This window comes from Bacillus cereus, assembly GCF_002567495.1.
Lineage (GTDB): Bacteria > Bacillota > Bacilli > Bacillales > Bacillaceae_G > Bacillus_A > Bacillus_A cereus_AQ.
Genome location: NZ_NVAP01000041.1, coordinates 14,037 through 39,159 on the forward strand (window position 1 = coordinate 14,037; position 25,123 = coordinate 39,159).

A 25,123-nucleotide genomic window follows, 5' to 3' on the forward strand; every position below is an offset into this window, starting at 1 on the left:
GGGAAGATGGTTCTTCCCACTTACTCACTGCTTGATAAACCCTTTGTAATGGCGTTTTACCAGTTGGCTTTCTAGCTGCTTCATTGTTTCTAAAGCAACGCCGACAACGATTAACATACTCGTTCCACCAATCTGTGCAGATGGAGGAAGATTTCCCAATTTCGTAAAGATAACTGGTAAGATTGCAATCGCTGCTAGGAAAATTGATCCTACAAAGGTCAAACGATACAAGATTTTTGTTAGATATTGTTCCGTATTCTTACCCGGACGAATACCTGGAACATATCCACCTTGCTTGTTTAGATTCTCTGACATTTGCTCTGGATTAACCTGAACAAATGCATAGAAATATGTGAAGGCTACAATGAGCGCAACATATATGATCATTCCCACTGGGTGAGAATAGTTAAAGTTTGCAATAATCCACTGCGATACATCATGTTTCGGGAAGAACTGTGCAATAGTTGGAGGCGTAATTAAGAATGAAACAGCAAAAATGACTGGAATAACACCCGCACTATTTACCTTAAGCGGTAAATGTGTGTTTTGTGCTCCAGCATGATTCCCATTCCCTCCTGTTACACGCTTCGCGTATTGAATTGGGATCTTTCTAACAGCTTGTTGAATGAAAATAACACCAACAATAACTGCTAGCACAGCTAGTAAGATCAATGCAACTTTAACGATACTCATGAACAATTGATCTCCGATATTTTGAAACTGTTGTTGATACACTTGAGATATAACACTTGGGATCGCTGCGGCAATACCGCCAAAGATAAGGATGGAAATACCATTACCTACACCTTTAGCTGTAATCTGTTCACCTAACCACATTAAAAATGCAGTACCAGCAGTCAGTACCGTAGCAATGTATAAATAAGTGCTCCAACCAGGATTCAAAATTAATTGCCCACCTACCATACCGTTAAAACCGATTGACATACCAAACCCCTGAATAAACGCAAGAACAATTGTAAAGTAACGCGTGAATTGCGTTAGTTTACGACGGCCCATTTCACCTTGCTTCGACCATTCCGAAAATTTAGGAACAACATCCATCTGCAATAATTGCACGATGATGGATGCTGTAATATACGGCATGATTCCCATCGCAAAGATGGAGAAGTTTTTCAAGGCGCCACCGCCAAATGTATTTAGAATACCTAAAGCATTTAATTGGTCTTGTGCTTTCAGTACGTCTCCATTTGTAAATGGCACTGGGATAAACGTGCCAATCCTGAATACGATTAACATCGCTAAAGTGAATAATATTTTACGTCTTATCTCAGCAACGCGCATAAAGTTGGAGATTGTACGAAACATTAGATCACCTCAACTGATCCGCCAGCTGCTTCAATTGCTTCTTTAGCACTTGAAGAGAACTTGTGCGCTTTAACAGTTAGTTTTTTCTCTACTGCTCCGCTTGCAAGAATTTTAACACCGTCGTTTAACTTGCTGATAACGCCAGTTTCCAGCAATAATTCAGGTGTTACTTCTGTACCATCTTCAAAACGATTTAACGTTGATAAGTTTACAATAGTAAACTCTTTACGGTTAATGTTTGTGAAGCCGCGTTTTGGTAAACGACGGAATAATGGAGTTTGACCACCTTCGAAGCCAAGACGAACACCGCCACCAGAACGTGCGTTTTGTCCTTTATGACCTTTACCAGCAGTTTTACCGTTACCAGAACCGATACCACGACCGACACGGTTACGTACTTTACGAGAACCTTCTGCAGGTTTTAATTCATGAAGTTTCATTCCCAGGCACCTCCTTATATTAATGAGTTATCCTTAAGCTTCTTTTACAGTTAAAAGGTGAGAAACTTTGTTGATCATACCAAGAATAGCAGGAGTTTCTTCCTTAACTACAGTTGAATTCAACTTTTTAAGACCTAAAGCTTCTACCGTCGCACGTTGATCTTGTGGACGACCAATTACACTACGAGTGAGGGTAATTTCTAACTTTTTCGCCATTTGTTTTCCCTCCTTAACCTAGTAGCTCTTCTACAGATTTACCGCGTAATTTTGCAACATCTTCAGCGCGCTTAAGTTCGCTTAATCCGTTCACAGTAGCGCGAATCATGTTGATTGGTGTGTTAGAACCAAGAGATTTTGAAAGAATATCTTGTACACCAGCTAATTCAAGAACCGCACGAACAGGTCCACCAGCAATAACACCAGTACCCTCAGCAGCAGGTTTTAAGAATACTTCACCAGCTCCAAAATGACCGTTGATTGTGTGTGGAATTGTTGTACCAACTAATGGTACAGCGATTAAATTTTTCTTAGCGTCTTCGATAGCTTTGCGAATTGCGTCTGGTACCTCTTGTGCTTTACCAGTACCGAATCCAACATGACCGTTTTTATCGCCAACTACAACTAGTGCAGCAAAGCGGAAACGACGACCACCCTTAACAACTTTCGCGACACGATTTATCGTAACTACACGTTCTTCAAGTTCTAATTTACTTGGGTCAATGCGATGCATCAATTTTCCCTCCTTTGACCATTAAAATTGTAATCCAGCCTCACGAGCAGCTTCAGCTAGAGCTTTAACACGGCCATGGTATAAGTAACCACCGCGATCAAATACTACTTCTTTAACGCCTTTCTCTACAGCACGCTTAGCAACTGATTCTCCAACTTTCGTAGCAGCTTCAGTATTGCTAGTACCGTTAAGAGCAAGGTCTTTATCAAGAGTAGATGCACTTACTAACGTTACACCATTTACATCATCAATAACTTGAGCGTAAATATGTTGGTTAGAACGGAACACGTTTAAACGTGGACGTTCTGCAGTACCAGTAAGTTTAGCACGTACACGTGCATGTCTTTTCTTACGAGTCGCATTTTTATCAGCTTTAGTGATCATTCTTGTCACTCCTTTCTCTCACCTAACGGGTTTACTTAGCAGTTTTACCTTCTTTACGACGAACAACTTCGCCTTCGTAACGAATACCTTTACCTTTATATGGCTCAGGAGCACGTACAGCACGGATGTTAGCAGCAAATTCGCCAACACGTTGCTTGTCGATACCTTTAATTACGATTTTAGTTGGTGCAGGTACTTCAACTTCAAGACCTGCTTCCGGAGTCATTTCTACTGGATGAGAATAACCTACGCTTAAAACAAGTTTATCTCCTTGTTTTTGAGCACGGTAACCAACACCGACTAATTCAAGTCCGCGTGCGAAACCTGCAGTTACACCTTCAACCATGTTTCCGATTAAAGCACGAGTTGTACCGTGTAATGCACGGTGTTCCTTCTGTTCAGATGGACGCTCAACTGTTAGTGTATTTTCTTCAATTTTGATAGACATATCAGCATTGAATTTACGAGTTAATTCACCTTTAGGGCCTTTTACTGTTACAGTATTGTCTTCTGCAATTGTAATAGTAACACCTGCAGGGATTTCAAGAATCTTTTTACCAATACGAGACATGTGGTCACACCTCCGTTCGTTTTAAATATATATTACCAAACGTATGCTACTACTTCTCCACCAGTTTGTAATTGACGAGCGTCTTTGTCTGTCATTACTCCCTTAGATGTAGAAACAAGAGCGATACCTAATCCGTTAAGTACACGTGGTACTTCGTCAGCTTTAGCGTAAACGCGTAAGCCAGGTTTACTGATACGTTTTAATCCAGTGATTACACGTTCATTGTTTGCACCATATTTCAGGAAAATACGAAGGATACCTTGTTTGTTATCCTCGATGTATTCTACATCACGAATGAAACCTTCACGTTTTAAAAGTTCAGCGATCTCTTTTTTGATTTTAGAAGCAGGAACCTCTAATTTCTCATGACGTACCATGTTCGCATTACGGATGCGAGTAAGCATGTCTGCAATTGGATCTGTCATCACCATGTGTTTTACCTCCTTCCCATTTGTGGGTTTTACCAACTAGCTTTTTTAACACCAGGAATTTGACCTTTATATGCAAGTTCACGGAAACAAATACGGCAAAGCTTAAATTTGCGGTATACAGAATGCGGACGACCGCAGCGTTCGCAACGTGTATACTCTTGTACTTTAAACTTAGGAGTACGCTTTTGTTTCGCTATCATAGATTTTTTAGCCACGTTTTCGCCTCCTCTACTTAGCGTTGGCTTCCATTATTTTTGGAATGGCATACCGAATTGTGTTAAAAGTTCACGAGCTTCTTCATCAGTTTTCGCTGTAGTAACGATTACGATGTCCATACCGCGGACTTTGCTTACTTTATCATAATCAATCTCAGGGAAGATAAGTTGCTCTTTAACACCTAATGTGTAGTTTCCACGACCATCGAATGATTTCTTAGAAACACCACGGAAATCACGTACACGTGGTAAAGAAACCGATACTAATTTGTCGAAGAACTCATACATTTGCTCGCCGCGTAAAGTTACTTTCGCACCGATTGGCATACCTTCACGAAGACGGAAACCAGCGATTGATTTTTTAGCACGAGTTACAACAGGCTTTTGACCTGCGATTTGTGTTAATTCTTCTACTGCATTGTCTAAAGCTTTTGAGTTAGATACCGCGTCACCAACACCAGTGTTGATTACGATCTTTTCGATTTTCGGTACTTCCATCACAGATTTATAGTTAAACTTGCTCACTAGAGCAGGAGTAATTTCCTTTTGGAACTTCTCTTTAAGGCGATTCAATGAAGTGACCTCCTTTCTTAAGAAAATTATTTATCTAATAATTCACCAGATTTTTTTGCAATACGAACTTTGTTACCATCTTCTACTTTGAAGCCTACGCGAGTAGGTTCACCTGTTTTCGGATCTAAAATCATAACGTTAGAAACGTGAATAGGTGCTTCTTTAGTAATAATTCCACCTTGTGGATTTAATTGAGATGGCTTAGAGTGTTTTTTAACGATGTTAACACCCTCAACGATAACACGGTTTTGCTTTGGGAAAGCCACAAGGATAACGCCTTGTTTTCCTTTGTCTTTACCAGTGATTACCTGTACTTTATCACCTTTTTTTACATGCATCTTAATTCTGCACCTCCTTAGCAAGGCAATACCTTAAATTATAGAACTTCTGGAGCTAAAGAAACGATCTTCATGAAGTTGCTATCACGTAATTCACGAGCTACTGGTCCGAAGATACGAGTACCACGTGGGCTCTTATCGTCTTTAATGATAACCGCTGCGTTTTCATCAAATTTGATATAAGAACCGTCCGGACGACGAGCTCCGCTCTTCGTACGTACTACTACTGCTTTAACAACGTCACCTTTTTTAACAACGCCACCTGGTGTTGCTTGTTTTACCGTAGCAACGATAATGTCACCAATGTTAGCATATTTACGACCAGAGCCGCCTAATACTTTAATTGTTAAAAGTTCACGTGCACCAGAGTTGTCAGCAACTTTCAAACGAGATTCTTGTTGGATCATGTTATGAAACCTCCCTTCGGACTAAAAATTCCGATTCGTCTATTTAGATAATAACCGCTTCTTCAACGATTTCAACTAAACGGAAACGCTTAGTAGCAGAAAGCGGGCGAGTTTCCATGATTTTAACGATATCGCCAAGTTTCGCTTGGTTTTGCTCATCATGGGCTTTGTACTTCTTAGAATACTTAACACGTTTTCCGTACAAGGAATGAGTTTTGTAAGTTTCAACTAAAACTGTAATCGTTTTGTCCATTTTGTCAGACACTACACGACCAGTATAAACTTTGCGTTGGTTACGTTCGCTCACTATGCAAACCTCCCCTCAATTTATCGATTAATTCCGATCTCTCTTTCACGAACTACAGTTTTCATACGAGCAATTGCTTTACGCACTTCACGAATGCGAGTTGGATTCTCTAATTGTCCTGTAGCAAGTTGGAAGCGAAGATTAAACAACTCTTCCTTTAAAGCTTTAACTTTTGTTTCGATTTCGGCAGTGGTTAATTCACGAATATCATTAGTTTTCATTAGATTCACCACCATTTTCTTCACGTTTTACGAATTTACATTTCACAGGTAACTTGTGAGCTGCAAGACGTAATGCTTCGCGTGCTACCTCTTCAGATACACCCGCGATTTCGAACATAATTTTCCCAGGTTTTACTACTGCTACCCAGCCTTCTGGTGCCCCTTTACCGGAACCCATACGTACTTCTAGAGGTTTTGCAGTGTAAGGTTTAGAAGGGAAAATTTTAATCCATACTTTACCGCCACGTTTCATGTAACGAGTCATTGCACGACGAGCAGCTTCGATTTGACGGTTTGTAATCCATGAAGCAGCTTGTGCTTGTAAACCGAATTCACCGAAAGCAATTTCAGTTCCACCTTTAGCACGACCACGCATTTTACCACGATGCTCTCTACGATATTTTACGCGTTTTGGCATTAACATATTATTTTCCTCCTTCCTCAGAAGCTTTCTTTTTTGTAGGAAGGACTTCTCCACGGTAGATCCATACTTTTACGCCTAATTTACCGTATGTTGTATCAGCTTCAACTGCTGCATAGTCAATATCAGCGCGAAGTGTATGAAGTGGAACAGTTCCTTCACTGTAAGATTCTGCACGAGCGATATCAGCTCCGCCAAGACGACCAGAAACCTGTGTTTTAATACCTTTAGCACCTGCACGCATAGCACGTTGAATAACTTGCTTTTGTGCACGACGGAATGATACACGGTTTTCTAATTGACGAGCGATGTTTTCGCCTACTAATTTAGCGTTAAGATCAGCTCTCTTAACTTCTAAAATGTTGATGTGTACACGCTTGCCTGTTAATTGGTTAAGAGCTTTACGAAGTGCTTCAACTTCAGTACCACCTTTACCAATTACCATACCAGGTTTTGCAGTGTGAATTGTAACATTTACACGATTTGCTGCACGTTCGATTTCTACTTTAGCAACAGCAGAATCTTTTAAGCGTACATTAATGTACTCACGGATTTTGATGTCTTCATGTAATAATGTAGCGTAATCTTTCTCAGCGAACCAACGAGATTCCCAGTCACGGATAACACCGACACGAAGACCAATTGGATTAACCTTCTGACCCATCGATTATCCCTCCTTCTTTTCTGATACCACAACTGTGATGTGGCTTGTGCGTTTGTTAATTTGGCTTGCACGACCCATTGCACGTGGACGGAAACGTTTCAACGTTGGACCTTCGTCAACGAATACTTTTTCAACAACTAGGTTGTTAATGTCCATCTCATAATTGTGCTCTGCATTTGCGATTGCAGATTTTAAAACTTTTTCTACAACTGGAGAAGCAGTTTTTGGTGTGTGGTTAAGGATAGCAATCGCTTCACCCACTTGCTTACCTCGGATTAAGTCTACTACTAAACGAACTTTACGAGGAGCAATACGAACTGTTCTCGCTACTGCTTTAGCTTGCATTGAAGTGCCTCCTCTCATTATCTTCTAGTTTTCTTATCGTCAGCAAGGTGACCTTTATACGTACGAGTTGGTGCGAATTCACCTAACTTATGGCCAACCATATCCTCAGTGATGTACACAGGTACGTGTTTACGACCATCATATACAGCGATTGTGTGTCCGATGAACTGAGGGAAGATTGTTGAACGGCGAGACCAAGTTTTAACAACTTGTTTTTGCTCAGATGCAACTAATTTTTCCATTTTGCTCATTAAGTGATCATCGACAAATGGTCCTTTTTTTAAGCTACGAGCCATTTTGGTGCCTCCCTTCGTGATTGGCGTACGGTTCTAGAAATGAACCGTACTACAATCCCATTATTTTTTACGACGACGAACGATAAATTTGTCAGACGCTTTGTTTTTCTTACGAGTCTTGAATCCAAGAGTTGGTTTACCCCATGGAGACATTGGAGACTTACGTCCGATTGGAGAACGACCTTCACCACCACCGTGTGGGTGATCAACCGGGTTCATTACAGAACCACGAACTGTTGGGCGTTTACCTAACCAGCGAGAGCGACCTGCTTTACCGATTTTGATAAGTTCGTGTTGTTCGTTACCTACTTGACCGATTGAAGCGCGACAAGCAGATAATACAAGACGTACTTCACCAGAAGTTAAACGTACAAGTACGTATTTACCTTCTTTACCAAGTACTTGAGCAGATGTACCAGCAGAACGAACTAATTGTCCGCCACGACCAGGCTTAAGCTCGATGTTATGAACAACAGTACCTACTGGAATGTTGATTAATGGTAATGCGTTACCGATTTTGATGTCAGCTTCTGGGCCAGACATAACTTCCATACCTACTTCTAAAGATTTAGGAGCAAGAATGTAACGTTTTTCACCGTCAACGTAGTTAATTAATGCGATATTCGCAGAGCGGTTTGGATCGTATTCGATCGTAGCAACGCGTCCTGGAATTCCATCTTTGTTACGCTTAAAGTCGATGATACGGTATTGACGCTTATGTCCGCCACCTTGATGACGTACAGTAATTTTACCTTGGTTATTACGACCAGCCTTCTTGCTTAAAGGAGCAAGTAATGACTTTTCGGGTCTGTCAGTCGTGATTTCAGCGAAATCATTCGTAGTCATATTACGACGACCGTTAGTAGTTGGATTATACTTTTTAATTCCCATCTCAATTTCCCTCCTTCTTTAGTAAGAATTAAACGCCTTGGAAGATTTCGATTTCTTTGCTGTCAGCAGTTAGCTTAACGATTGCTTTACGACGACGGCTAGTAAAACCAGCGTGACGACCAACGCGTTTTGCTTTCGGCTTGTAGTTCATGATGTTCACTTTTTCTACTTTAACACCAAAGATCGCTTCAAGAGCATCTTTAACTTCTGTTTTATTAGATTTAACGTCCACATCGAACGTGTATTTTTTTTCAGCCATCATTTCCATAGAACGTTCAGTGATAACTGGGCGCTTAATGATATCACGAGGATCTCTCATTATGCAAGCACCTCCTCTACTTTTTCCACTGCCGCTTTTGTCATGATTAGCTTATCATGATGAAGCACGTCTAAAACGTTTACGCCATCAGCAGTGATTACTGTTACTCCAGGGATATTGCGAGCAGATAACTCTACAGATTCGTTTGCATCAGCAGTTACGATAAGAGCTTTCTTCTCAACAGTTAATCCTTTAAGTACTGCTAGCATGTCTTTTGTTTTTGGTGCATTTAACACTAGGTCTTCAAGAACTACAATGTTGTTCTCAACTACTTTAGTAGCTAATGCAGATTTGATTGCTAAACGACGAACTTTCTTAGGAAGTTTGTACGCATAGCTTCTTGGTGTAGGTCCGAATACCGTACCACCACCACGCCATTGAGGAGAGCGGATAGACCCTTGACGAGCACGTCCAGTTCCTTTTTGACGCCATGGTTTACGACCACCACCGCGAACTTCAGAACGAGTTTTTACTTTGTGTGTACCTTGACGTAAAGATGCACGTTGCATCATTACAGCTTCGAAAAGTACAGCTTCATTTGGTTCGATACCGAAAATAGCTTCAGCTAATTCGATTTCACCAACCTGTGAACCAGTTTGGTTATATACAGTAACTTTTGGCATTGGAATTCCTCCTTCCTATTGTGAATTATTTGCTAACCTTCACAGCGCCTTGAACAACTACAAGAGATTTCTTAGCACCTGGAACGTTACCTTTTACTAGTAATAAGTTGCGCTCAGTGTCAACTTGAACGATTTCTAAGTTTTGGATAGTAACTTGGTCTCCACCCATACGTCCAGCAAGTTTTTTGCCTTTGAATACACGGTTCGGAGCAACTGGGCCCATTGAACCTGGACGACGGTGATAGCGAGAACCATGAGACATAGGTCCGCGAGATTGTCCGTGGCGTTTGATAACACCTTGGAAACCTTTACCTTTAGAAATTCCTGTTACGTCAACGATTTCACCTGCAGCGAAAACTTCAACTTTTACCTCTTGACCAACCTCTAATCCGTCCACGTCTGCATCGCGGATTTCGCGAATGAAGCGCTTAGGAGTTGTAGATGCTTTAGCAGTGTGGCCTTGTTCAGGTTTGTTAGTTAACTTTTCACGTTTATCTTCAAATCCTAACTGAATTGCATTGTAGCCATCAGTTTCAGTTGTTTTCTTTTGAAGAACAACGTTTGGATTAGCAGCGATAACTGTTACTGGGATTAACTCACCGTTCTCAGCAAATACTTGAGTCATACCGATCTTTCTTCCTAAGATTCCTTTGGTCATGAGTTACACCTCCTACATTTTTAAGTTATATAATTTATAGTTTGATTTCGATATCTACACCAGACGGTAAGTCTAAACGCATTAATGAATCTACTGTTTGTGGAGTAGGACTCACGATATCGATTAAACGTTTGTGTGTGCGCATTTCGAATTGCTCACGAGAATCTTTGTACTTATGAACAGCACGAAGAATTGTGTAAATAGTCTTCTCAGTTGGTAATGGGATCGGACCAGAAACTGTTGCCCCAGAACGCTTAGCTGTTTCTACAATTTTCTCAGCTGATTGATCAAGAATACGGTGATCATAAGCTTTTAAACGGATACGAATTTTTTCTTTTGCCATTATTTTCCCTCCTTCGTTCGCCTATTTCTAAAATAGACCTTCTCCATGGAAATTTCCCCACACCATGCCATGGCAAAGCGGCCGGGTGTGTCAGCAACCTTCCACTTCATCGCAGTCAAAGACCAACATTGTCTATTATACAATGTTATTCGTCTAGATGCAAGCATCTTTTTGTTTGCATCTGCTTTTCTCTACTTTTGCTATTATACATGGCACTTTAAAGAATTTCAAGTTTTCATCTACCAGAATTCATTTTACAGTTTTTGGATTTTGTTTTAATGTTTTTATATACTATAGAAGAAACTCGTCAAAACATAAAGATATCACCTTATTCATTATATCAACACAAACAAAACCCCCAAGGGAAAATCCCTTGGGGGTTTTTATATCAGTTAAGATTACTCAACGATAGTAGCAACTACACCGTAACCTACTGTACGTCCACCTTCACGAATAGAGAATTTAGTTCCCTCTTCGATAGCGATTGGAGCGATAAGTTCGATAGTCATTTCGATGTTGTCACCAGGCATTACCATTTCAGTACCTTCTGGTAATTGGATGATACCAGTTACGTCAGTTGTACGGAAGTAGAACTGAGGACGGTAGTTAGCGAAGAATGGAGTGTGACGTCCACCTTCTTCTTTAGATAATACGAAAACTTCAGCTTTGAATTTAGCGTGTGCTTTTACAGAGCCAGTTTTAGCAAGAACTTGTCCACGTTGGATGTCTTCACGAGCAACCCCACGAAGAAGAGCACCGATGTTGTCTCCAGCTTGAGCTTGGTCAAGAAGTTTACGGAACATTTCTACACCTGTTACAGTTGTAGAAGCATTCTCTTCAGCAAGACCGATGATTTCTACTACGTCACCAACTTTAACGATTCCGCGCTCTACACGACCAGTTGCAACTGTACCACGACCTGTGATAGAGAATACATCCTCGATAGGCATTAAGAATGGTTTGTCAGTTTCACGTTCTGGAGTTGGGATGTAAGCATCAACTTCAGTCATTAATTCAATGATTTTTGCTTCCCAATCAGCTTCTCCTTGAAGAGCTTTAAGAGCAGAACCTTTGATTACAGGAATGTCGTCGCCTGGGAATCCGTATTCAGATAATAGGTCACGAACTTCCATTTCTACTAATTCTAATAATTCTTCGTCGTCTACCATGTCGCATTTGTTTAAGAATACAACGATGTAAGGAACACCTACTTGACGAGAAAGAAGGATGTGCTCACGTGTTTGAGGCATTGGGCCATCAGCAGCAGATACTACTAAGATACCGCCGTCCATTTGAGCAGCACCAGTGATCATGTTTTTAACATAGTCAGCGTGACCTGGGCAGTCAACGTGTGCATAGTGACGAGTTTCAGTTTCGTACTCAACGTGTGCAGTTGAGATTGTGATTCCGCGCTCTCTTTCTTCTGGAGCAGCGTCGATTTGATCGTATCCGCGTGCTTCAGCACCACCAGCTTTTGCAAGAACTGTAGTGATCGCAGCAGTTAATGTAGTTTTACCATGGTCAACGTGGCCGATTGTACCGATGTTAACATGGGGTTTAGAACGTTCGAATTTAGCTTTAGCCATTCTAAATTCCTCCTTAGTTTATATAGGTTATTTTATATTTAGACTAGAAAGCGAAACTTACGTCCCACTTTCTAAGCTTACATAAGTAGTTATACTCGAACAATTGATAAAAATCAATTATTCGCCTTTATTTTTTTTAATAATTTCTTCTGAAACAGACTTCGGTACTTCTTCATAATGATCAAATGTCATTGAGAATGTTCCGCGTCCTTGAGTGTTAGAACGTAATGCTGTCGCATAACCGAACATTTCAGAAAGTGGAACCATAGCGCGAACAACTTGTGCGTTACCGCGAGCTTCCATACCTTCTACACGTCCACGACGAGATGTTACGTCACCCATGATGTCTCCCATGTATTCTTCAGGGATTACAACTTCAACTTTCATCATTGGCTCAAGAATTACTGGGTTACATTTAGAAACCGCAGCTTTAAGTGCCATAGATGCAGCGATTTTGAACGCCATCTCAGATGAATCGACATCATGGTAAGAACCGTCAACTAATGCTGCTTTAATGTCAACTAGTGGGTAACCAGCTAGTACACCATTTTTAAGTGAGTCTTCAAGACCCGCTCCAACAGCTGGGATGTATTCACGTGGAACTACACCGCCGACGATTTTGTTTTCGAATTCAAAACCTTTACCTTCTTCGTTAGGTGCAAACTCAATCCAAACGTGACCGAATTGTCCACGTCCACCAGATTGACGAGCGAACTTACCTTCAACTTTCGCAGCAGCGCGGAAAGTTTCACGGTATGCTACCTGAGGAGCACCAACGTTTGCTTCGACTTTGAATTCACGGCGCATACGGTCAACGATGATATCAAGGTGAAGTTCACCCATACCAGCGATGATAGTTTGGCCAGTTTCTTGGTCAGTGTGAGCACGGAATGTTGGATCTTCTTCAGAAAGCTTAGATAATGCTGTACCCATTTTATCTTGGTCAGCTTTAGATTTTGGTTCGATAGCTACAGAGATAACTGGCTCTGGGAATTCCATAGACTCAAGGATAACAAGGCTCTTCTCGTCACAAAGAGTATCACCAGTAGTAGTATCTTTTAAACCTACAGCAGCAGCGATATCACCAGCGTAAACTGTTGAAATCTCTTCACGGCTGTTAGCGTGCATTTGTAGGATACGTCCTACACGCTCACGCTTACCTTTAGTTGAGTTTTTCACGTATGATCCAGAGTTTAACACACCAGAGTACACACGGAAGAACGTTAACTTACCAACGTAAGGGTCAGTCATGATTTTGAATGCTAAAGCTGCGAATGGTTCTTCATCGCTAGACTTACGTTCGATTTCTTCATCTGTATCCGGAAGAGTACCTTTAATAGCAGGTACATCTAATGGAGATGGTAGGTAGTCGATAACTGCGTCTAACAGAATTTGAACACCTTTGTTTTTGAATGCAGAACCACAGATTACTGGGAAGAATTCTACAGAAGTTGTAGCCTTACGGATACCAGCTTTAAGCTCTTCTACAGTGATTTCTTCACCTTCTAGGTACTTCATCATCATTTCTTCATCAAGCTCAGCTACCGCTTCAATAAGCTTTCCACGGTATTCTTCAGCTAGTTCTTTGTGCTCTTCAGGAATTTCGACACGCTCGATGTCTGTTCCTAAATCGTTACCGTACATGTAAGCACACTCTTCAACAAGGTCAATGATACCATTGAACTCATCTTCAGCACCGATTGGTAACTGAATTGGATGTGCGTTTGCTTGTAAACGATCGTGGATTGTTCCTACAGAGTATAAGAAATCTGCACCGATCTTATCCATTTTGTTAACGAATACGATACGAGGTACACCGTAAGTAGTAGCCTGACGCCAAACAGTTTCTGTTTGTGGTTCTACACCAGATTGTGCATCAAGTACTGCTACCGCACCATCAAGTACGCGTAAAGAACGTTCTACTTCTACTGTAAAGTCTACGTGTCCTGGAGTGTCAATGATGTTTACACGGTGACCCTTCCATTGAGCTGTAGTTGCAGCAGAAGTAATTGTGATACCACGCTCTTGCTCTTGCTCCATCCAGTCCATCTGAGATGCACCTTCATGAGTTTCACCGATTTTATGAATACGTCCTGTGTAATACAGAATACGCTCAGTTGCTGTTGTTTTACCAGCATCGATGTGAGCCATGATACCAATATTACGAGTGTTTTCTAAAGAGAACTCTCTTGTCATTTGGTGTCTTGCTCCTTCCATATATGGATTGGATTTTTTTATTTTAAGTAGCAAAAAAGCCACTTTATATTGTTACATATGCCAGTGTCCAGTACCCTCATTATGTAAAACGAGCGCCCAACGAAAGGGAGAGGCATTCTCCCTCTCCACACTTCCATAAGCGACAAATAAAGCGGTTTATGCTTACATTTATTTTACGTTGAATCCTACCAACGGTAATGAGCAAATGCTTTGTTAGCTTCTGCCATTTTATGAGTGTCTTCACGTTTCTTAACAGATGCACCAGCGTTGTTAGCTGCATCTAAGATTTCGTAAGCTAGACGCTCTTCCATAGTTTTTTCACCACGAAGACGAGCATAGTTTACTAACCAGCGAAGACCTAAAGTTGTACGGCGTTCTGGACGAACCTCAACTGGAACTTGGTAGTTAGCACCACCAACACGACGAGCGCGTACTTCAAGAACAGGCATGATGTTCTTAAGAGCTTGCTCGAATACTTCCATTGGTTCTTTATCTGAACGTTCACGAACGATATCGAAAGCGTTATAAAGAATTGTTTGAGATTTACCTTTTTTACCGTCAACCATCATTTTGTTGATTAGGCGTGTTACAAGTTTAGAATTGTACATTGGATCTGGTAACACGTCACGTTTCGCAACAGGTCCTTTACGAGGCATATTGAGTTCCTCCTTTCATTATAAGTTTATTATTTTTTAGCAGGTTTTGGTCGCTTAGTACCATATTTAGAACGTCCTTGCATACGTTTGTCAACACCAGCTGTATCAAGCGCTCCACGAACGATGTGGTAACGTACCCCTGGTAAATCCTTTACTCGACCACCGCGAATTAATACTACGCTATGCTCTTGTAAGTTATGACCGATACCTGGGATGTAAGCTGTAACTTCAATACCGTTTGTTAAACGTACACGAGCGTATTTACGTAACGCTGAGTTAGGTTTCTTTGGAGTCATTGTACCAACACGAGTACATACACCACGTTTTTGAGGTGCAGAGATATCAGTTGATTTTTTCTTTAAAGAGTTAAAACCTTTGTTTAACGCAGGTGATTTAGATTTCCATACTTTATCAGTACGACCATTTCTCACTAATTGGTTAATAGTAGGCATTTGATTATCCTCCCTTCGCATGTTTGTATGACCACATATCCAGGTGGTTCATTATTAGTTGAAAACAAAGTTTTTGCAAGGAAGAGCAAATGCTCTCTCCTCACAAAAACAGTTTTAACTTATTATTCCTATTGCTGAAGCTCCCACTTGAATCCCCGAAACTTTTCCAAGCTTACGAACTGATTCAACTTTGATTATGGGTATGTTATGTTGCAAAGCAGTACGAATGATAACATGGGTTAACCGCACATCAGCATCTTCTGCAATAACAACTTCTTTAACTATACCATTTTGGATTGCTTCCAATGTTCGTTTATGACCAACGACTACATTTTCAGCATTTGACACTTTTTGATAAGACATATAAATATCCTCCAAAGTATCGTTCAGGAGCAACCTTGATTATAGTAACATTTTGACTCATACAATGTCAACTAGGATTAGATGTTTTTATACAAAATTTACAACGGAAAATTTTACTGTTCCACATAAATCTCATCGTTTTCTACATTCATGTCATCTTGTGTTGTTTTTACAAGATCCACTTTGCGATAACGATTCATACCTGTTCCAGCAGGAACAAGTTTACCGATAATAACGTTCTCTTTCAATCCTAGAAGCTCATCACGTTTACCTTTAATTGCTGCATCAGTTAAGACACGAGTTGTTTCTTGGAATGATGCTGCAGATAAGAATGAATCAGTTTCAAGTGAAGCTTTTGTAATACCAAGTAGAACAGGTCTAGCCGTTGCTGGTTGTTTACCTTGCAGTAACACCTTCGCATTCGCATCAGTAAACTGATGGATATCTAGTAATGTTCCTGGTAATACATCTGTTTCACCTGCATCACTTACACGAACTTTACGTAGCATTTGGCGTACCATTACCTCTACGTGTTTGTCACCAATTTCTACCCCTTGCATACGGTATACTTTTTGAACTTCACGTAATAAGTATTCTTGAACTGCTGTAATGTCCGTTACTTTTAGTAGTTCTTTCGGATCAATAGAACCTTCTGTTAACTCTTTACCGTGGCTAATTGGCTGTCCTGGAGTTACTTTCAGACGAGCACCGTAAGGAATAGCATACGTACGAGCTTCAACTTCACCCTGTACAACTACTTCTTGGCGATCTTTAACATCGTTGATCGCTGCGATAACACCATCGATTTCACTGATAACTGCCTGACCTTTCGGATTACGAGCTTCGAAGATCTCTTGGATACGAGGTAAACCTTGAGTGATATCATCTCCGGCAACCCCACCTGTATGGAACGTACGCATCGTTAACTGTGTACCTGGCTCACCAATAGATTGAGCTGCGATAATACCTACCGCTTCCCCTACTTCTACGTCTGTACCAGTTGCTAAGTTACGACCGTAACACTTCTTACATACACCATGGCGAGTGTTACACGTAAACGCTGAACGAATATTTACAGTTTCAACACCCGAATTTTCAACGATATGAGCGATATCTTCAGTAATTAATTGGTTTTCACTAACTAATACTTCACCTGTTTCAGGATGTTTTACAGTTTTTCTTGCAAAACGTCCAACAAGACGATCATATAATGACTCAATTACTTCATTACCCTCTTTAATCGCACCAATTAATAGACCACGATCTGTTCCACAATCATCTTCACGGACAATTACATCTTGTGCAACGTCTACAAGACGACGTGTTAAGTAACCAGAATCGGCAGTTTTAAGTGCTGTATCGGCAAGACCTTTACGCGCACCATGCGTAGAGATGAAGTACTCAAGTACTGTTAAACCTTCACGGAAACTTGATTTAATTGGAAGTTCAATAATACGACCAGATGGATTGGCCATTAGACCACGCATACCAGCAAGCTGAGTAAAGTTCGATGCGTTACCACGGGCACCGGAATCACTCATCATGAAGATTGGGTTGCGTTTATTCAAGGATTTCATCAGTTTTCCTTGGATAACATCTTTTGCATTACTCCAAATAGAGATAACACGATCGTAACGTTCTTCTTCCGTGATTAAACCGCGACGGAATTGTTTAATTACATTATCTACTTTTGCTTGTGCTTCATGGAGAATTTCATCTTTTTCACCTAATACAAGAATGTCAGATACCCCAACTGTAATACCAGCTTTTGTAGAGTACTTAAATCCTAAGTTTTTCATACGGTCAAGCATGCGAGATGTTTCCGTAATTTGGAAACGTTTGAATACTTCCGCAATGATGTTACCAAGGATCTTCTTGCTAAATGGCGCCACTTCTTCGCGACTAGCAATAATTTCTTTAATGTTCGCACCTTTTTCAACGAAATATTCCGCTGGTGTTTCTTTTTCAAGGTTTGAGTTAGTCGGTTCATTAATATAAGGGAACGACTCTGGTAAGATTTCGTTAAATATTAATTTACCAACTGTTGTTAATAGAAGCTTACCTTTTTGCTCTTCAGTAAACGTTACGTTATTTACTGAACTTGCAGCAACTGCAACACGTGTGTGCAGATGTACATATCCATTTTGGTATGCAAGTATTGCTTCGTTTGCATCTTTGAAGACCATACCTTCACCGATTGCGCCTTCACGCTCAAGTGTTAAGTAGTAGTTACCTAATACCATATCCTGAGATGGAGTAACAACTGGTTTTCCGTCTTTTGGATTCAAGATGTTTTGTGCCGCTAACATAAGAATACGAGCTTCTGCTTGTGCCTCTGATGATAACGGAACGTGAACCGCCATTTGGTCACCGTCAAAGTCCGCGTTGTATGCAGTACATACAAGTGGGTGAAGACGAATTGCGCGACCTTCTACTAATGTAGGTTCAAACGCCTGGATACCAAGACGGTGAAGTGTTGGTGCGCGGTTTAGAAGTACTGGATGCTCTTTAATCACAGATTCTAAAACGTCCCAAACTTCAGGGTGTACACGCTCAATTTTACGTTTCGCACTCTTAATGTTGTGTGCTAACCCTTTTCCAACTAACTCTTTCATAACGAAAGGTTTGAACAGTTCAAGCGCCATTTCTTTCGGTAATCCACATTGGTACATCTTTAAGTTCGGTCCTACAACGATTACAGAACGGCCAGAGTAGTCAACACGTTTACCTAATAAGTTTTGACGGAAACGTCCTTGTTTACCTTTAAGCATGTGAGATAGTGATTTTAATGGACGGTTACCTGGTCCAGTAACTGGACGGCCACGACGACCATTATCAATTAATGCGTCTACAGCTTCTTGTAACATACGTTTTTCGTTTTGAACGATGATGCTTGGAGCACCTAGGTCCAATAGACGTTTTAAACGGTTGTTACGGTTAATTACACGACGATATAAGTCGTTTAAGTCAGAAGTAGCAAAACGTCCACCATCTAACTGTACCATTGGGCGTAGTTCTGGTGGGATAACTGGTAGAACATCTAAGATCATCCAAGATGGTTCATTTCCAGAGTTACGGAATGCTTCTAATACTTCTAGACGTTTAATAGCACGAGTACGGCGTTGTCCTTGTGCTGTTTTTAATTCTTCTTTTAAGAAGTCTACTTCTTTATCTAAATCAATGTCTTGTAGTAGCTTTTTAATCGCTTCTGCACCCATAGCAGCTTGGAATGTGCTACCATATCGATCACGATATGCACGGTATTCTTTTTCAGAAAGTAATTGCTTCTTATCAAGTGGTGTATCTCCACTTTCTGTTACAACATAAGAAGCGAAATAAATTACTTCTTCAAGCGCGCGAGGGGACATGTCTAAGACAAGTCCCATGCGGCTCGGGATACCTTTGAAATACCAAATATGAGATACAGGAGCAGCTAATTCGATATGACCCATACGTTCACGACGTACTTTTGCACGCGTTACTTCAACGCCACATCGATCACAAACTACACCTTTATAACGTACACGTTTGTATTTTCCGCAATGACATTCCCAGTCCTTTTGTGGTCCGAAAATACGCTCACAGAACAAGCCATCTTTTTCAGGCTTTAACGTACGATAGTTAATTGTTTCTGGTTTCTTAACTTCACCGTATGACCAAGAACGAATCTTGTCAGGTGAAGCAAGTCCAATCTTCATATATTCAAAGTTATTTACATCTATCAAGGGGCCTACCTCCCTTTTAGTCTACAGGTTATCCCAATTATTCCTTAGTTGTCTCAACTTCAACATTCAATTTATCTGCTGATTGATGATCATCGTCATCTTCCGTATCACGCATTTCAATTTCTGTGTCGTTGATTGACATCATTTTAACGTCCATACCTAAACTTTGCAGTTCTTTAATCAATACTTTGAATGATTCAGGAACTCCTGGTTCTGGAACATTTTCACCTTTAACAATTGCTTCATACGTCTTAACACGTCCAACAACGTCATCAGACTTCACTGTTAAGATTTCTTGAAGAGTATAAGCAGCACCGTAAGCTTCAAGTGCCCAAACCTCCATCTCACCGAAACGCTGTCCACCGAACTGAGCTTTACCTCCAAGAGGTTGCTGCGTTACAAGTGAGTATGGTCCAGTAGAACGAGCATGAAGTTTATCGTCAACCATGTGCGCAAGTTTGATCATATACATGACACCAACAGATACGCGGTTATCGAATGGTTCACCAGTACGTCCGTCATACAGGATTGTTTTCGCGTCATTTGCCATACCAGCTTCTTCAATTGTGCCCCAAACATCTTCCTCACGAGCACCATCGAATACTGGCGTTGCAATGTGAATGCCAAGGTATCTTGCTGCCATACCAAGATGAAGCTCTAATACCTGACCGATATTCATACGAGATGGTACCCCTAATGGGTTTAACATGATATCGATTGGCGTACCGTCTGGTAAGTAAGGCATATCTTCTTCTGGTAAAATACGAGAGATAACACCTTTGTTACCGTGACGTCCGGCCATCTTGTCACCTTCAGAAATTTTACGTTTTTGAACGATATATGCACGTACAAGTTGATTCACGCCCGGTGGCAATTCATCGCCATCTTCACGGTTGAATACTTTTACGTCTAAGATAATACCGCCACCACCGTGTGGTACACGTAGTGATGTATCACGTACTTCACGCGCTTTTTCTCCAAAGATAGCATGTAATAGACGTTCTTCAGCTGTTAATTCCGTTACACCTTTAGGTGTTACTTTACCAACAAGTAAATCTCCATCTTTTACTTCAGCACCAACGCGAATGATACCGCGCTCGTCAAGGTTACGTAATGCGTCTTCCCCAACGTTTGGAATGTCACGTGTAATTTCTTCTGGTCCAAGCTTCGTATCACGAGCTTCTGATTCATATTCTTCAATATGAATAGAAGTGTACACATCATCTTTTACAAGGCGCTCACTCATGATGATCGCATCCTCGTAGTTATAACCGTCCCAAGTCATGAAGCCAACAAGCACGTTACGTCCAAGTGCTAGTTCACCTAATTCCATAGAAGGACCATCCGCAAGGATTTCACCTTTTACAACTTCATTTCCAACACTTACGATTGGACGTTGGTTGTAACAAGTTCCTTGGTTAGAACGAATGAATTTTTGCATTTTGTAGCGATCTAAGTCGCCTTTTACTGTTTGACCGTCAACTTCTACATAGCGACGTACCCAAACTTCACGTGCTTCTACGCGCTCAACAACACCAGGATATTTACAGATTACTGCAGCACCTGAGTCTTTTGCTGATACGTACTCCATACCTGTACCTACAATCGGAGATTCCGGATTCATTAACGGAACCGCCTGACGTTGCATGTTCGCTCCCATAAGTGCGCGGTTAGAGTCATCGTTTTCTAAGAACGGAATACAAGCTGTCGCTGCCGACACTACTTGTTTTGGAGATACATCCATGTAGTCGATGCGTTCTCTATTTGTGACAATGTTTTCACCACGGAAACGAGCTACGATATCTTCACTTAGGAATTCACCTTCATCAGATAATTTCATATTCGCTTGGGCTACAACATAGTTATCTTCTTCATCTGCTGTTAAGTAATCAACCTGCCCTGTTACAAGACCAGTTTCTGGGTCAACACGACGGTATGGTGTTTCAATGAAACCAAACTCATTTACTTTCGCGAACGAAGATAATGAGTTAATCAAACCGATGTTTGGTCCCTCTGGTGTTTCAATCGGACACATACGACCGTAGTGAGAGTAATGAACGTCACGTACTTCAAAGCCTGCGCGCTCACGCGTTAAACCACCGGGTCCTAATGCAGATAGTCTTCGTTTGTGAGTTAACTCTGCTAATGGGTTTGTTTGGTCCATGAACTGAGATAACTGAGAACTTCCGAAGAACTCTTTAATAGATGCAATAACAGGACGAATATTAATTAACGCCTGTGGTGTAATTGCATTTGTATCTTGGATCGACATTCTCTCACGAACAACACGTTCCATACGAGAAAGACCGATACGGAATTGATTTTGTAATAGTTCTCCAACAGAACGCAGACGACGATTTCCTAAATGGTCAATATCATCTGTATCCCCTACTTTGTATAGTAGGTTGAAGAAGTAACTGATAGAAGCAAGGATATCACCTGGTGTGATGTGTTTCACATCACGAGTAATGTTTGCATTACCAATTACATTAATTACGCGTTCGCCTTCTGACTCAGGAGCATAAATCTTAATAGATTGCAGCTCAACATCGCCTTCTACCACTCCACCCATTGGTTTCGCTGTTTTGAATCCAATGTTTTTCTCTAAGTAAGGTAAAATGCGATCAAGTGTACGACGATCTAAGATTGTTCCTTCTGCCGCTAAAATTTCACCAGTTTCTGGATCCACTAATGTTTCAGCTAAACGTTGATTAAACAATCTGTTTTTAATGTGTAACTTCTTGTTGATCTTATAGCGACCTACATTTGCTAAATCGTAGCGCTTTGGATCGAAGAAACGAGACACAAGTAAGCTCTTCGCATTTTCTACTGTTGGTGGTTCACCAGGACGTAGACGCTCATAAATTTCAAGCAATGCTTTTTCTGTGCTATCTGTGTTGTCTTTTTCTAATGTGTTGCTTAAGTATTCGTTATCACCTAAAAGCTCGGTGATTTCTTGATCAGAGCCAAACCCTAATGCGCGTAACAAAACAGTTACAGGAAGTTTACGCGTACGGTCAATACGCACATATACAACATCCTTAGCATCTGTCTCATACTCTAACCAAGCTCCGCGGTTTGGAATTACAGTAGCAGTAAAACCACGTTTTCCGTTTTTATCCACTTTGCCACTATAGTATACGCTTGGAGAGCGAACTAACTGGGAAACGATAACACGTTCTGCACCGTTAATTACGAATGTTCCAGTCTCTGTCATGAGTGGGAAATCTCCCATGAACACATCTTGTTCTTTTACTTCACCAGTTTCCTTGTTGATTAGACGCACTTTTACACGAAGTGGTGCTGCATACGTCACATCACGCTCTTTGCATTCGTCTACAGAGTATTTAGGTTCACCTAAGCTGTAGTCGATAAATTCAAGCGATAGATTTCCCGTAAAGTCTTCGATCGGAGAAATGTCTTGGAACATTTCTCGCAAACCCTCATCAAGAAACCACTGATAAGAAGAGGTTTGAATTTCGATAAGATTTGGTAACTCTAATACTTCACTAATACGGGCATAACTTCTTCGTTGGCGGTGGCGTCCGTATTGAACTAGTTGACCTGTCAACTGCTTCACCCCTCAAATCATGAGTATTATAAATGCACAAAAAAATTTGTGCAAAATCACAAATAAATACAACTACTGCTATTAGCGTAGTCTTTTTCTCTTAAAGATAAATACGTTGAGTCTTTCTACCTGCTCAAAAAAGAAAAATGGCTTCTATAAGAAAACCATCATTCTGTTTCATAATCTACTGATTTTACTATCTTTTCCAAGAGAAACAAAAATATACATCTTTCTCAACGCAGAAAATCATATATTGGCATTGTATAATGTTAACATAGCCAAAAATAACCGTCAACGTTTTTTTGATTTTATGATATAATATCCTTTTTTCTTTTCTACAACCTCAACTTCAGAAAATACTTCTTCTAGTTTTTTCAGCGCAGATGGTGCACCTTGCTTCTTTTGAATAACAATCCAAAGTTCTCCACCTGGAACTAAATACTCCACAGCTTTTTCTAAAATCTCATGTACGATATCTTTACCCGCACGAATTGGAGGGTTAGATAGAATAGCAGCATACTTGCCATCTACATTTTCATAGACGCTACTTTGAAAAATACGTATATTCTCGATTCTGTTATTAGCGGCATTTTCTTTTGCAAGCCCAAGCGCCCTTTCATTCACATCCACCATGTGAACTTCACAACCTTGAAACTCTTTCGCTAACGACAAACCAATAGGGCCGTATCCACAACCTACGTCTAATATATCACCTTTAATATCTGGCATTTGAAACGCTTCAATTAAAAGACGGGAACCAAAGTCCACCTCGTTTTTCGAAAACACCCCACGGTCAGATAAAAAAGTAAATCGAGATCCACGAAGTGGAAATTCCCATCGTTTACGATCACTTTTACTAGAAGGGTCGTTAGAAAAATAATGGTCTGCCATATGGCCACCTCTTTTCTTTACAGTTAAAAAAAAAGCTCGCATGAGAGCGAGCTTTTTTTAAAGCATCAAAAGTTAATTACTTAACTTCTACAGCAGCGCCAACTTCTTCAAGTTTAGCTTTCATTTCTTCAGCTTCCTCTTTAGAAACGCCTTCTTTGATTGCTTTTGGAGTGTTGTCAACTAATTCTTTAGCTTCTTTTAAGCCAAGACCAGTGATTTCACGTACAGCTTTGATAACTTTGATTTTTTGAGCGCCAGCACTTGCAAGTACTACGTCAAACTCAGTTTTTTCAGCAGCAGCTTCACCAGCGCCACCAGCTACAGCTACAGGAGCAGCAGCAGTTACGCCGAATTCTTCCTCGATAGCTTTTACTAAGTCGTTAAGTTCTAATACAGTCATAGATTTAACTGCTTCAATGATTTGTTCTTTAGTCATTGTAAATATCCTCCCTTAAATAGGTTTGTATTGTTTTATAGATAACAAGTAATTATCTTTTAAAAAATTAAGCGCCTTGCTCTTCCTTTTGGTCTGCAACTGCTTTAGTAGCAAGTGCAAGGTTACGGATTGGAGCTTGAAGAACGCTAAGAAGCATAGAAAGTAAGCCTTCACGTGATGGAAGAGTAGCGATTGCTTTAACCTCATCAAGTGTTACAAGTTTACCTTCGATTACGCCCGCTTTAATTTCTAAAGCTTCATGTTTTGTAGCGAAGTCGTTTAATACTTTCGCAGGAGCAACTACATCCTCGTTACTGAACGCGATTGCGTTTGGTCCTGTTAAGAATTCATTTAACTCAGCCATTTCAGCAGATTCTGCAGCACGACGAGTTAGAGAGTTTTTGTAAACTTTGAACTCAACGCCAGCTTCACGTAAGTTTTTACGTAATTCTGTTGCTTCAGAAACCGTTAAACCACGGTAGTCAACAACGATTGTAGATTTACTAGCACGAAGTTTGTCCGCGATTTCAGTTACAACTTGTTGTTTAGTTTCGATTACTTTGCTCATGTTATTACACCTCCTGTAGATTATATAGAAGATGTACCGAAAGTGCACTAAAAACCTCCATGCCCAACTTGTAGACATGGAGGCATATAGTCACAGAAAAAAATTCCGTTTCGTATATTAACACCTAGGTAGGAAATTAAGTCTATTGACACCTA

32 protein-coding genes and 1 other annotated feature (1 of these 33 running past the window's edge) are annotated in these 25,123 nt (G+C 40.6%); all 32 genes read right to left on the reverse strand.

Features of this window, described 5'->3' with window-relative positions:
* Positions 1 to 24 precede the first annotated feature (24 nt).
* A complete protein-coding gene (gene secY / locus COK05_RS19775; protein WP_000490118.1) occupies positions 25 to 1,326 on the reverse strand; it encodes a preprotein translocase subunit SecY in 1,302 nt (433 codons plus the stop codon).
* Positions 1,326 to 1,766 carry a 50S ribosomal protein L15 gene (rplO, locus tag COK05_RS19780; RefSeq protein ID WP_000766083.1) on the reverse strand — a complete coding sequence of 147 codons (441 nt, stop codon included), beginning with the start codon at positions 1,764 to 1,766 and terminating at the stop codon, positions 1,326 to 1,328. Before rplO ends, secY begins: the two co-directional genes overlap by 1 nt.
* 33 nt (positions 1,767 to 1,799) lie before the next feature.
* Positions 1,800 to 1,982, reverse strand: coding sequence for a 50S ribosomal protein L30 (gene rpmD / locus COK05_RS19785; protein ID WP_001085233.1), 183 nt, complete (start codon positions 1,980 to 1,982; stop codon positions 1,800 to 1,802).
* A gap of 13 nt (positions 1,983 to 1,995) precedes the next feature.
* Positions 1,996 to 2,496, reverse strand: coding sequence for a 30S ribosomal protein S5 (gene rpsE / locus COK05_RS19790; protein WP_000554646.1), 501 nt, complete (start codon positions 2,494 to 2,496; stop codon positions 1,996 to 1,998).
* Positions 2,497 to 2,517: 21 nt separating this feature from the next.
* The gene (gene rplR, locus COK05_RS19795) at positions 2,518 to 2,880 is read right to left on the reverse strand and encodes a 50S ribosomal protein L18 (RefSeq protein WP_000628818.1); all 363 of its coding nucleotides are present in this window, start codon (positions 2,878 to 2,880) and stop codon (positions 2,518 to 2,520) included.
* A gap of 31 nt (positions 2,881 to 2,911) precedes the next feature.
* Positions 2,912 to 3,451 carry a 50S ribosomal protein L6 gene (gene rplF / locus COK05_RS19800; protein ID WP_000086551.1) on the reverse strand — a complete coding sequence of 180 codons (540 nt, stop codon included), beginning with the start codon at positions 3,449 to 3,451 and terminating at the stop codon, positions 2,912 to 2,914.
* 32 nt (positions 3,452 to 3,483) lie between these two features.
* A complete protein-coding gene (gene rpsH, locus COK05_RS19805; RefSeq protein ID WP_000245511.1) occupies positions 3,484 to 3,882 on the reverse strand; it encodes a 30S ribosomal protein S8 in 399 nt (132 codons plus the stop codon).
* Positions 3,883 to 3,911: 29 nt separating this feature from the next.
* Positions 3,912 to 4,097, reverse strand: a complete 186-nt coding sequence (gene rpsN, locus COK05_RS19810; protein WP_001085700.1) for a 30S ribosomal protein S14 — start codon at positions 4,095 to 4,097, stop codon at positions 3,912 to 3,914.
* Positions 4,098 to 4,130: 33 nt separating this feature from the next.
* Positions 4,131 to 4,670 (reverse strand): 50S ribosomal protein L5, encoded by a 540-nt coding sequence (gene rplE / locus COK05_RS19815; protein WP_001080829.1) that lies wholly within the window; start codon positions 4,668 to 4,670, stop codon positions 4,131 to 4,133.
* Positions 4,671 to 4,696: 26 nt separating this feature from the next.
* Positions 4,697 to 5,008, reverse strand: a complete 312-nt coding sequence (rplX, locus tag COK05_RS19820; RefSeq protein WP_098613936.1) for a 50S ribosomal protein L24 — start codon at positions 5,006 to 5,008, stop codon at positions 4,697 to 4,699.
* 38 nt (positions 5,009 to 5,046) lie between these two features.
* Positions 5,047 to 5,415: a 50S ribosomal protein L14 gene (rplN, locus tag COK05_RS19825; protein WP_000615912.1), complete on the reverse strand. Its 369-nt coding sequence runs from the start codon at positions 5,413 to 5,415 to the stop codon at positions 5,047 to 5,049.
* A gap of 43 nt (positions 5,416 to 5,458) precedes the next feature.
* Entirely contained in the window at positions 5,459 to 5,722 is a 264-nt protein-coding gene (gene rpsQ, locus COK05_RS19830; RefSeq protein WP_000004106.1) for a 30S ribosomal protein S17, read from the reverse strand.
* 20 nt (positions 5,723 to 5,742) lie between these two features.
* On the reverse strand, positions 5,743 to 5,943 hold the full coding sequence (gene rpmC, locus COK05_RS19835; RefSeq protein WP_000855718.1) for a 50S ribosomal protein L29: 201 nt from the start codon (positions 5,941 to 5,943) through the stop codon (positions 5,743 to 5,745).
* Positions 5,933 to 6,367, reverse strand: coding sequence for a 50S ribosomal protein L16 (rplP, locus tag COK05_RS19840; RefSeq protein WP_000928969.1), 435 nt, complete (start codon positions 6,365 to 6,367; stop codon positions 5,933 to 5,935). Before rplP ends, rpmC begins: the two co-directional genes overlap by 11 nt.
* Before the next feature lies 1 nt (position 6,368).
* Complete coding sequence (gene rpsC, locus COK05_RS19845; RefSeq protein ID WP_000529956.1) at positions 6,369 to 7,028, reverse strand: 30S ribosomal protein S3; 660 nt, start codon at positions 7,026 to 7,028, stop codon at positions 6,369 to 6,371.
* A gap of 3 nt (positions 7,029 to 7,031) precedes the next feature.
* Positions 7,032 to 7,373 carry a 50S ribosomal protein L22 gene (gene rplV / locus COK05_RS19850; RefSeq protein ID WP_001148024.1) on the reverse strand — a complete coding sequence of 114 codons (342 nt, stop codon included), beginning with the start codon at positions 7,371 to 7,373 and terminating at the stop codon, positions 7,032 to 7,034.
* Between the two features lie 17 nt (positions 7,374 to 7,390).
* Positions 7,391 to 7,669, reverse strand: a complete 279-nt coding sequence (rpsS, locus tag COK05_RS19855; RefSeq protein WP_000124454.1) for a 30S ribosomal protein S19 — start codon at positions 7,667 to 7,669, stop codon at positions 7,391 to 7,393.
* Between the two features lie 60 nt (positions 7,670 to 7,729).
* The gene (gene rplB, locus COK05_RS19860; protein ID WP_000511583.1) at positions 7,730 to 8,560 is read right to left on the reverse strand and encodes a 50S ribosomal protein L2; all 831 of its coding nucleotides are present in this window, start codon (positions 8,558 to 8,560) and stop codon (positions 7,730 to 7,732) included.
* 28 nt (positions 8,561 to 8,588) lie between these two features.
* The gene (gene rplW / locus COK05_RS19865; protein ID WP_001205558.1) at positions 8,589 to 8,879 is read right to left on the reverse strand and encodes a 50S ribosomal protein L23; all 291 of its coding nucleotides are present in this window, start codon (positions 8,877 to 8,879) and stop codon (positions 8,589 to 8,591) included.
* Positions 8,879 to 9,502, reverse strand: a complete 624-nt coding sequence (gene rplD / locus COK05_RS19870) for a 50S ribosomal protein L4 (RefSeq protein WP_001127258.1) — start codon at positions 9,500 to 9,502, stop codon at positions 8,879 to 8,881. Before rplD ends, rplW begins: the two co-directional genes overlap by 1 nt.
* 25 nt (positions 9,503 to 9,527) lie before the next feature.
* Complete coding sequence (gene rplC / locus COK05_RS19875) at positions 9,528 to 10,160, reverse strand: 50S ribosomal protein L3 (RefSeq protein ID WP_000160209.1); 633 nt, start codon at positions 10,158 to 10,160, stop codon at positions 9,528 to 9,530.
* Positions 10,161 to 10,194: 34 nt separating this feature from the next.
* Positions 10,195 to 10,503, reverse strand: coding sequence for a 30S ribosomal protein S10 (rpsJ, locus tag COK05_RS19880; protein ID WP_001040595.1), 309 nt, complete (start codon positions 10,501 to 10,503; stop codon positions 10,195 to 10,197).
* Positions 10,504 to 10,901: 398 nt separating this feature from the next.
* Complete coding sequence (gene tuf, locus COK05_RS19885) at positions 10,902 to 12,089, reverse strand: elongation factor Tu (RefSeq protein WP_001029617.1); 1,188 nt, start codon at positions 12,087 to 12,089, stop codon at positions 10,902 to 10,904.
* Positions 12,090 to 12,206: 117 nt separating this feature from the next.
* Entirely contained in the window at positions 12,207 to 14,285 is a 2,079-nt protein-coding gene (fusA, locus tag COK05_RS19890) for an elongation factor G (RefSeq protein ID WP_000196383.1), read from the reverse strand.
* Between the two features lie 206 nt (positions 14,286 to 14,491).
* Positions 14,492 to 14,962 carry a 30S ribosomal protein S7 gene (gene rpsG / locus COK05_RS19895; RefSeq protein WP_001137492.1) on the reverse strand — a complete coding sequence of 157 codons (471 nt, stop codon included), beginning with the start codon at positions 14,960 to 14,962 and terminating at the stop codon, positions 14,492 to 14,494.
* A gap of 29 nt (positions 14,963 to 14,991) precedes the next feature.
* Positions 14,992 to 15,414 carry a 30S ribosomal protein S12 gene (gene rpsL, locus COK05_RS19900; protein ID WP_001142341.1) on the reverse strand — a complete coding sequence of 141 codons (423 nt, stop codon included), beginning with the start codon at positions 15,412 to 15,414 and terminating at the stop codon, positions 14,992 to 14,994.
* Between the two features lie 114 nt (positions 15,415 to 15,528).
* Positions 15,529 to 15,777, reverse strand: a complete 249-nt coding sequence (locus COK05_RS19905) for a ribosomal L7Ae/L30e/S12e/Gadd45 family protein (protein ID WP_098613937.1) — start codon at positions 15,775 to 15,777, stop codon at positions 15,529 to 15,531.
* Between the two features lie 113 nt (positions 15,778 to 15,890).
* A complete protein-coding gene (gene rpoC, locus COK05_RS19910) occupies positions 15,891 to 19,502 on the reverse strand; it encodes a DNA-directed RNA polymerase subunit beta' (RefSeq protein WP_098613938.1) in 3,612 nt (1,203 codons plus the stop codon).
* Positions 19,503 to 19,539: 37 nt separating this feature from the next.
* On the reverse strand, positions 19,540 to 23,073 hold the full coding sequence (gene rpoB, locus COK05_RS19915; protein WP_098613939.1) for a DNA-directed RNA polymerase subunit beta: 3,534 nt from the start codon (positions 23,071 to 23,073) through the stop codon (positions 19,540 to 19,542).
* 291 nt (positions 23,074 to 23,364) lie between these two features.
* The gene (locus COK05_RS19920; RefSeq protein WP_098613940.1) at positions 23,365 to 23,964 is read right to left on the reverse strand and encodes a class I SAM-dependent methyltransferase; all 600 of its coding nucleotides are present in this window, start codon (positions 23,962 to 23,964) and stop codon (positions 23,365 to 23,367) included.
* A 76-nt stretch (positions 23,965 to 24,040) separates the two neighbouring features.
* Positions 24,041 to 24,400 (reverse strand): 50S ribosomal protein L7/L12, encoded by a 360-nt coding sequence (gene rplL, locus COK05_RS19925; protein ID WP_000159737.1) that lies wholly within the window; start codon positions 24,398 to 24,400, stop codon positions 24,041 to 24,043.
* A 67-nt stretch (positions 24,401 to 24,467) separates the two neighbouring features.
* Positions 24,468 to 24,968, reverse strand: coding sequence for a 50S ribosomal protein L10 (gene rplJ, locus COK05_RS19930; protein ID WP_098613941.1), 501 nt, complete (start codon positions 24,966 to 24,968; stop codon positions 24,468 to 24,470).
* A 39-nt stretch (positions 24,969 to 25,007) separates the two neighbouring features.
* Positions 25,008 to 25,123 (reverse strand) — a sequence feature (ribosomal protein L10 leader region) (it continues 28 nt past the right edge of the window).

Coding starts and splice junctions, on each gene's coding strand:
- rplL (WP_000159737.1), bottom strand. CDS start 24,400: ATGACTAAAGAACAAATCATTGAAGCAGTTAAATCTATGACTGTATTA.
- COK05_RS19905 (WP_098613937.1), bottom strand. CDS start 15,777: ATGTCTTATCAAAAAGTGTCAAATGCTGAAAATGTAGTCGTTGGTCAT.
- rplX (WP_098613936.1), bottom strand. CDS start 5,008: ATGCATGTAAAAAAAGGTGATAAAGTACAGGTAATCACTGGTAAAGAC.
- fusA (WP_000196383.1), bottom strand. CDS start 14,285: ATGACAAGAGAGTTCTCTTTAGAAAACACTCGTAATATTGGTATCATG.
- rplD (WP_001127258.1), bottom strand. CDS start 9,502: ATGCCAAAAGTTACTGTATATAACCAAACTGGTTCACAGGTTGGTGAA.
- rpsS (WP_000124454.1), bottom strand. CDS start 7,669: ATGGCTCGTAGCTTAAAAAAAGGACCATTTGTCGATGATCACTTAATG.
- rplW (WP_001205558.1), bottom strand. CDS start 8,879: ATGAGAGATCCTCGTGATATCATTAAGCGCCCAGTTATCACTGAACGT.
- rpsG (WP_001137492.1), bottom strand. CDS start 14,962: ATGCCTCGTAAAGGACCTGTTGCGAAACGTGACGTGTTACCAGATCCA.
- rplF (WP_000086551.1), bottom strand. CDS start 3,451: ATGTCTCGTATTGGTAAAAAGATTCTTGAAATCCCTGCAGGTGTTACT.
- rpsC (WP_000529956.1), bottom strand. CDS start 7,028: ATGGGTCAGAAGGTTAATCCAATTGGTCTTCGTGTCGGTGTTATCCGT.
- tuf (WP_001029617.1), bottom strand. CDS start 12,089: ATGGCTAAAGCTAAATTCGAACGTTCTAAACCCCATGTTAACATCGGT.
- secY (WP_000490118.1), bottom strand. CDS start 1,326: ATGTTTCGTACAATCTCCAACTTTATGCGCGTTGCTGAGATAAGACGT.
- rplC (WP_000160209.1), bottom strand. CDS start 10,160: ATGACCAAAGGAATCTTAGGAAGAAAGATCGGTATGACTCAAGTATTT.
- rplJ (WP_098613941.1), bottom strand. CDS start 24,968: ATGAGCAAAGTAATCGAAACTAAACAACAAGTTGTAACTGAAATCGCG.
- rplV (WP_001148024.1), bottom strand. CDS start 7,373: ATGCAAGCTAAAGCAGTAGCGAGAACAGTTCGTATTGCTCCTCGTAAA.
- rplP (WP_000928969.1), bottom strand. CDS start 6,367: ATGTTAATGCCAAAACGCGTAAAATATCGTAGAGAGCATCGTGGTAAA.
- COK05_RS19920 (WP_098613940.1), bottom strand. CDS start 23,964: ATGGCAGACCATTATTTTTCTAACGACCCTTCTAGTAAAAGTGATCGT.
- rplN (WP_000615912.1), bottom strand. CDS start 5,415: ATGATCCAACAAGAATCTCGTTTGAAAGTTGCTGACAACTCTGGTGCA.
- rpmC (WP_000855718.1), bottom strand. CDS start 5,943: ATGAAAACTAATGATATTCGTGAATTAACCACTGCCGAAATCGAAACA.
- rplR (WP_000628818.1), bottom strand. CDS start 2,880: ATGATCACTAAAGCTGATAAAAATGCGACTCGTAAGAAAAGACATGCA.
- rpsJ (WP_001040595.1), bottom strand. CDS start 10,503: ATGGCAAAAGAAAAAATTCGTATCCGTTTAAAAGCTTATGATCACCGT.
- rpsL (WP_001142341.1), bottom strand. CDS start 15,414: ATGCCTACTATTAACCAATTAGTGAGAAATGGTCGTACTGATAAAGTA.
- rplO (WP_000766083.1), bottom strand. CDS start 1,766: ATGAAACTTCATGAATTAAAACCTGCAGAAGGTTCTCGTAAAGTACGT.
- rpmD (WP_001085233.1), bottom strand. CDS start 1,982: ATGGCGAAAAAGTTAGAAATTACCCTCACTCGTAGTGTAATTGGTCGT.
- rpsH (WP_000245511.1), bottom strand. CDS start 3,882: ATGGTGATGACAGATCCAATTGCAGACATGCTTACTCGCATCCGTAAT.
- rplB (WP_000511583.1), bottom strand. CDS start 8,560: ATGGGAATTAAAAAGTATAATCCAACTACTAACGGTCGTCGTAATATG.
- rpsE (WP_000554646.1), bottom strand. CDS start 2,496: ATGCATCGCATTGACCCAAGTAAATTAGAACTTGAAGAACGTGTAGTT.